The organism is Microbacterium sp. (genome assembly GCF_044508325.1).
GTDB lineage: Bacteria > Actinomycetota > Actinomycetes > Actinomycetales > Microbacteriaceae > Microbacterium.
The window spans coordinates 1-6,051 of the sequence record NZ_JBIQHX010000037.1; the positions used below are offsets into that span (position 1 = coordinate 1).

Sequence of the window (6,051 nt, forward strand, 5' to 3'; positions counted from 1 at the left end):
CGCAGGGGCGGGGTGTGCCAGATGCGGTCGATGTAGTCGCGCATCGAGCGGTCCGATGAGAAGAACCCGCAGCGCGCGATGTTGAGGATCGCGGAGCGCGTCCAGGCATCCTGATCCGCGTACGCGGCGTCCACCCGCTCCTGGGCCTCCAGATACGAGGCGTAGTCGGCGAGCACCATGAACCGGTCGTCGTAGAGCAGGTTCGACACGATGGGCTCGAACGTCGACCGGTCGCCGCCCGAGAACGCCCCCGACGCGATCAGGTCGATCGCCGCGCGCAGCCGCTCGTCGTGCTGGTAGACCGCGGCGGGGTGGTATCCGCGCGCCCACAGCGCCTCGACCTCGGGCTCGGTCATGCCGAACAGGAAGAAGTTCTCGTCGCCGACGAGCTCGCGGATCTCGACGTTGGCGCCGTCGTCGGTGCCGATGGTGAGGGCGCCGTTGAGGGCGAACTTCATGTTGCCGGTGCCCGAGGCCTCCTTGCCGGCCAGCGAGATCTGCTCCGACAGGTCGGCCGCGGGGATGACGCTCTCGGCGAGGGTCACGTTGTAGTTCGGCGGGAACAGCACGTGCAGCCGGCCCTCCACGCGAGGGTCGGCGTTGACGACCGCGCCGACGGCGTTGATGAGGTGGATGATGCGCTTGGCCATCACGTAGCCCGGCGCCGCCTTGGCCCCGAACAGGAAGGTGCGCGGCTGCAGGTCGGATGCCTTCAGCCGGCCCGACACGATGCCCTCGTACTGCGTCACGATGTGCAGCACCTTGAGCATCTGCCGCTTGTACTCGTGCAGGCGCTTGACCATGACGTCGAGCAGGTGGCCGTCGGCCACCTCGAATCCGTCGCGCACCTGCAGCACGTCGGCGAGGCGCACCTTGGCGGCGTGCTTGACCTCGGCGAACCGGGCGCGGAACTCCGGGTCTTCCGCGAAGGCCTCCAGCCCCCGCAGCTGCTCCAGGTCGACGGTCCAGCCGGCCCCCACCGCTTCGGTGATCAGGTCGGCCAGCGGCGGGTTCGCCAGGCGCAGGAACCGCCGCGGGGTGACGCCGTTGGTGACGTTGGTGAACTTGCCGGGGAAGAACTCGTCGAAGTCGCGCAGCACCCGCTCGCGCAGCAGCTGCGAGTGCAGCTCGGCGACGCCGTTGACCTTGGCCCCGGCGACGGTGGCCAGGTACGCCATGCGCACCATCCGGTACGGGTGCTCGCCGATGATCGACATGTTGCGCAGCCGCATCTCGTCGTGGCCGAACCGCTCGCGCACCTCGGCGAGGAACTCCTCGTTGATGCGATAGATGATCTGCAGGTGCCGCGGCAGCAGCCGCTCCAGCAGCTCGACCGGCCACACCTCGAGCGCCTCCGGCAGCAGCGTGTGGCACGTGTACGCGAAGCACTGCCGGGTGATGGCCCACGCGGCATCCCACTCCAGGCCCTTCTCGTCGACGAGCACCCGCATGAACTCGGGCACCGCGATCACCGGGTGCGTGTCGTTGAGCTGGAAGATGACGCGCTCGGGCAGGCGGCTCAGATCGAAGTCGGGAGTGAGCGCGTGATCGAGGAAGTCGGCGATGGATGCCGCGCAGAAGAAGTACTGCTGCTGAAGCCGCAGCTCCTTCCCCTGGGGCGTGGAGTCTTCGGGGTACAGCACCTTCGAGATGTTCTCGGCGTAGGTGCGGGCGCGCACGGCCTCTTCGTAGTCGCCCGAGTTGAAGATGCGCAGGTCGAACGCGTTCGTGGCCACCGCCCGCCACAGCCGCAGCGTGTTGACGCGACCGTTCTGGTAGCCGGGCACCATGAGGTTGTACGGCACGGCCACCACGCTCCAGCCCGGCACCCAGCGCACCCGCTCGACGCCGCCGTCGCGGTAGGTCTCGGTGTGGCCGCCGAACGACACGGTCTGCGCGGCCTCGGGGTGCGGGAACTCCCACGGCGAGCCGAGCCGCAGCCACGCGTCGGGCTGCTCGACCTGCTGGCCGTCGACGAACGTCTGACGGAAGATGCCGTACTCGTAGCGGATGCCGTAGCCGATGCTCGGCACGCCCATCGTGGCGAGCGAGTCGATGAAGCAGGCGGCCAGACGCCCGAGCCCGCCGTTGCCCAGACCCGGTTCGACCTCCTGCCGGCGCAGGGTGTCGATGTCGATGCCGCAGGCGGCGAGGGCCTCGGTCGCCACGTCGGTGAGCCGCGAGGCGAGCAGGTTGTTGTCGAGCTGGCGCCCCAGCAGGTACTCCGCCGAGAGGTAGCACACGCTCTTGGCCTGGCTCTCGTGCTGCCGGTGCTGGTCTTCGAGCCACCGCGCCATCAGGTAGTCGCGCACGGTGTAGGCCAGGGCGAAGTACTGGTCGTTGACGGTGGATGTCGAAAGCGCGACGCCCCGCTCGTAGTTGAGGTTGCCCAGGAACTCGCGCACGAACCCGTCGACGGTGCCCGCCGGAGACGGGACGGGGGCCAGGGCGAGCGGGTGGGTGGCGGCGAGGGGTGCGGGTGGTTCTGCAGGCACCTATCGACCGTACCCGCCGGGCGGGCGCTGGCAGGAATCGCCGGCGGCGATCAGGTGCGGGTGACGATGCGGTCGATGGATGCCTCGCCCACCGGCTCGATCGCGGCCAGCCGCTCCCCCAGCCCGATGTCGACCAGCACGACCCGGCCGGCCAGGCGCGGACCGTCGCCGCGGGTGAGCCCGGCCTTGACGCCGCCGAAGGTGACGGTCACCGTCGCCGGCAGCACCAGCCCGTCGGCGGTGGTGCCCTCGTCGGGGTGCAGGCCGCTGGGCAGGTCGACGGCGACGACCTTCGTGCGCCCCGACTCGACCGCCGGCAGCAGCTGCTCGACGACGCCGCGGACGATGCCGCGCAGGGTGGGGGCGCCGGTGGTGCCGGTGCCGAGCACCCCGTCGAGCACGAGGTCGTACTCGGCGTCTTCGGCCTCGGCGGCGTCGATCACGTGCGCCCCGCCGGCGACGGCGGCGGCGAGCCCCGCCTCGTGGACGGCGGTGCCCACCGGCAGCACGTCGATCGCGTGCCGGCGGCCCAGGCGCGCGACGGCGAACAGCGCGTCGCCGCCGTTGTTGCCGCTGCCGGCGAGCACGAGCACCCGGGCGGGCACGGGGCCGCGTTCGAGCTCTTCGCTCACGACGACTGCGAGCGCCTCGGCGGCCCGCATCATGAGCGGTTCGCCGGCGTCCAGCAGCGGGCGCTCGGCCTCGCGCACCTGCGCGGCGGTGTAGAGCTTGACAGTCGAGGACTCCTGGTCGTCGTCACGCATCCTGGTACCTCTTCTCGCGCTCGGCCTCGGCCTCCGCCTCCGCGGCCCGCAGCTCTTCGGTCGCGACGCGCACCCCATCCTGCGCGCGCTGCAGCCGTCGCTGCGCGAAGGTCGCCGCGCCATGACGGGCACGTACGCCGTCGCGCTCCTCACGCACACCGGTGATGATGAACGCCCCGGCGATGAGGATCACCTGCGCCGAGAGGTTGAACCACAGCAGCAGGGCGATCAGCGACGCGAACGAGGCGAGCAGCGGGTTGGATGCCGCTCCCCCGACGAACAGCCCCGACAGCTGCTGCAGCACGGTCAGTGCGATCCCGCCCAGCACCGCACCGGTCCACAGGGCCCGCGCCGACGCCTTCACGCCCGAGAGCACGACGAAAAGCAGCGCCACCACCCCGGTGTCCAGGGCAAGGGTGACCAGCAGTCCCACTCCCCAGGTCGCCCAGCCCGACAGCGCATCGCCGACGCCCAGCCAGCTCTGCACGGTGCCGATCAGCGCCGTGCCGAAGAAGGCGGCCGCGGCGGAGGCCGCCAGCATCAGGCCGATCGCGGCCGCGAGCGCGAAGTTGCGCACGAGCACCCACACCCAGAAGACGTCGTCGTGCACCTTGTCGGCGATCGTGCGGAAGGCGATCCGCAGCGACCCGATCGCGCCGATCGACGCCGCGATGAGGCCGACCAGCGAGATGACGGTCGCGACGGTGAGCCCCGTCGGCGCCCGGATCGTGTCGGGGTCGATGATGTCTCCGATGAGGCCGGGGATCGCAGCATCCACGGCGTCGACGAGCGCCTGCCAGGCGACCGGATTGCCGGCCAGCCACAGTCCTGCCAGTGAGAATCCGAGCAGCACCCCGGCGAACACCGAGAACAGCGCCCGGTAGGTCACGCTGTCGGCGAGCATGGGGCCGCGGTGCTCGCTGTACAGCAGCAACGCGCGCACGGGCTTGAGGGTGAGCGCCCACGCGATCAGGCGCTCGACCGGGTTGCGTCTGGCGGCGGCGGTCATGGCGTCAGGATAGTGCGCGGGTTCGGCAGGGCCGATGACTCTTGACGAATGCCTCCCGTATGATCATGCGTGGGGAACGGCAACTGGTCTGGGGAGACGGGGAGGACGATGCCGGGTCTTGCACAGACGCTTGTGCTGACCGGGGCGATCCGCGCGACCGAGATGTCGGAAGCGCTTCGCCAGTATGGCGACACGCCGGAGCTCGCGCGCGCGCTCGTCGAGCAGCGACTGCTCAGCGAGAGTCAGCTGGCCGAGGCGATCGCCGTGCAGACCGGTCATCGCTACGTCGACCTGTCCGACATGCCGCTCGACCCGAACGTGGTGGCGATGGTGCCCAGCGCCCTGTGCCGCAAGTACCAGCTCATCCCCATCGACAAGAACCGCGACCGGCTGACGGTCGGGATCGTCGACCCCACCGACATCGTGGCCCTCGACGATGTGGCCAGCGTCACCGACCTGTTCGTCGACCCGGTGGTGGTCGCGCAGGACGCGCTGGCCCAGATGTTCGAGCGGTTCCTGCGCTCGGACGAAGAGCTCAGCGAGCTGTCGAGCACGATCGAGGAGACGGCGGATGCCGCGGCGACGGCGTTCACCGAGACGCTCGAAGAGCAGGACAACGACGCCCCGATCATCCGGTTCGTGAACCTGCTGATCGCCCAGGCCATCAACGACCGGGCCAGCGACATCCACGTCGAGCCGGGCGAGCGGCAGCTGACGGTGCGGTTCCGCATCGACGGCGTGCTGCACGAGATGCAGAAGGCCGACCGGGCCATCCAGGACGGCATCATCTCGCGCCTGAAGATCATGTCGGCGATCGACATCGCCGAGAAGCGCCGGCCGCAGGACGGCCGGCTCTCGGTCACGCACGAGGGCCGCCAGGTCGACCTGCGCGTGGCGACGCTGCCGACGGTGTGGGGCGAGAAGATCGTCATGCGCATCCTCGACAACACCGGCCAGGTGATGACGGTGCGCGACCTGCTGTTCTCCCCGGTGAACGAGCAGCGCTACCGCGAGGCGATCAACCGCCCGCACGGAATGATCCTCGCCACCGGACCCACGGGCTCGGGAAAGTCGACCACTCTCTACACGGCGCTGCGGTCGATCGCCAACCCGCGCGTGAACGTGATCACCGTCGAAGACCCGGTGGAGTACCGGATCCCGGGCATCAACCAGATGCAGGTGAACAACCGCGCCGGGCTCACCTTCGCGACGGCGCTGCGGTCGATCCTGCGCTCCGACCCGGACGTGGTGCTGGTGGGCGAGATCCGCGACTACGAGACGGCGAACATCTCGATCGAGGCCTCGCTGACCGGTCACCTCGTGCTCTCGACCCTGCACACCAACGACGCGCCCAGCGCCATCACGCGCCTGACCGAACTGGGCTGCGAGCCGTTCCTGGTGGCCACGGCCCTGCACACGGTGATCGCGCAGCGCCTCGCCCGGCGGCTGTGCATGCGCTGCCGCGAGGCGGTGGTCGAGCCGAGTGATGTGCTCAGCTCGATCGGGTTCCCCCACGACCCGCACGACCCGCCGCAGATCTTCCGCGCCGTCGGCTGCACCGCGTGCTCGGGCACGGGCTACCGCGGCCGGGTGGCGCTGCACGAGATCATGTCGATGAGCGACGACCTCGAGACGCTGGTGATGACGCGCGCGACCGCGTCCGACATCCGCGACCTGGCGCTCGAGCAGGGCATGGTGTCGCTGCGCGACGACGGCTGGAGCAAGGTGACGCTGGGTGTGACGACGATCGAAGAGGTGCTCCGCGTCTCCGTGTGACCCAGGC

The 6,051-nt window shown here is 70.1% G+C and carries 4 protein-coding genes; 1 reads left to right on the top strand and 3 read right to left on the bottom strand.

The window, feature by feature from the left end:
• The 3 genes from ACIWQI_RS15810 to ACIWQI_RS15820 form a co-directional block, all read right to left on the bottom strand.
• On the bottom strand, positions 1 to 2,495 hold a 2,495-nt coding region (locus ACIWQI_RS15810; protein ID WP_396658880.1), incomplete at its 3' end, for a glycogen/starch/alpha-glucan phosphorylase.
• A 50-nt stretch (positions 2,496 to 2,545) separates the two neighbouring features.
• A complete protein-coding gene (locus tag ACIWQI_RS15815) occupies positions 2,546 to 3,259 on the bottom strand; it encodes an NAD(P)H-hydrate epimerase (RefSeq protein ID WP_396658882.1) in 714 nt (237 codons plus the stop codon).
• Positions 3,252 to 4,268, bottom strand: coding sequence for a YihY/virulence factor BrkB family protein (locus ACIWQI_RS15820; protein WP_396658884.1), 1,017 nt, complete (start codon positions 4,266 to 4,268; stop codon positions 3,252 to 3,254). The genes ACIWQI_RS15815 and ACIWQI_RS15820 overlap by 8 nt, the downstream gene beginning before the upstream one ends.
• A gap of 108 nt (positions 4,269 to 4,376) precedes the next feature.
• Here ACIWQI_RS15820 and ACIWQI_RS15825 point away from each other — a divergent pair, with 108 nt between their 5' ends.
• Positions 4,377 to 6,044: a GspE/PulE family protein gene (locus tag ACIWQI_RS15825; protein ID WP_396658885.1), complete on the top strand. Its 1,668-nt coding sequence runs from the start codon at positions 4,377 to 4,379 to the stop codon at positions 6,042 to 6,044.
• The last annotated feature ends 7 nt before the right edge of the window (positions 6,045 to 6,051 follow it).

Bases quoted from the DNA above. Each gene is read 5' to 3' on its own strand.
- ACIWQI_RS15815 (WP_396658882.1), bottom strand. From the start codon at position 3,259: ATGCGTGACGACGACCAGGAGTCCTCGACTGTCAAGCTCTACACCGCC.
- ACIWQI_RS15825 (WP_396658885.1), top strand. From the start codon at position 4,377: ATGCCGGGTCTTGCACAGACGCTTGTGCTGACCGGGGCGATCCGCGCG.
- ACIWQI_RS15820 (WP_396658884.1), bottom strand. From the start codon at position 4,268: ATGACCGCCGCCGCCAGACGCAACCCGGTCGAGCGCCTGATCGCGTGG.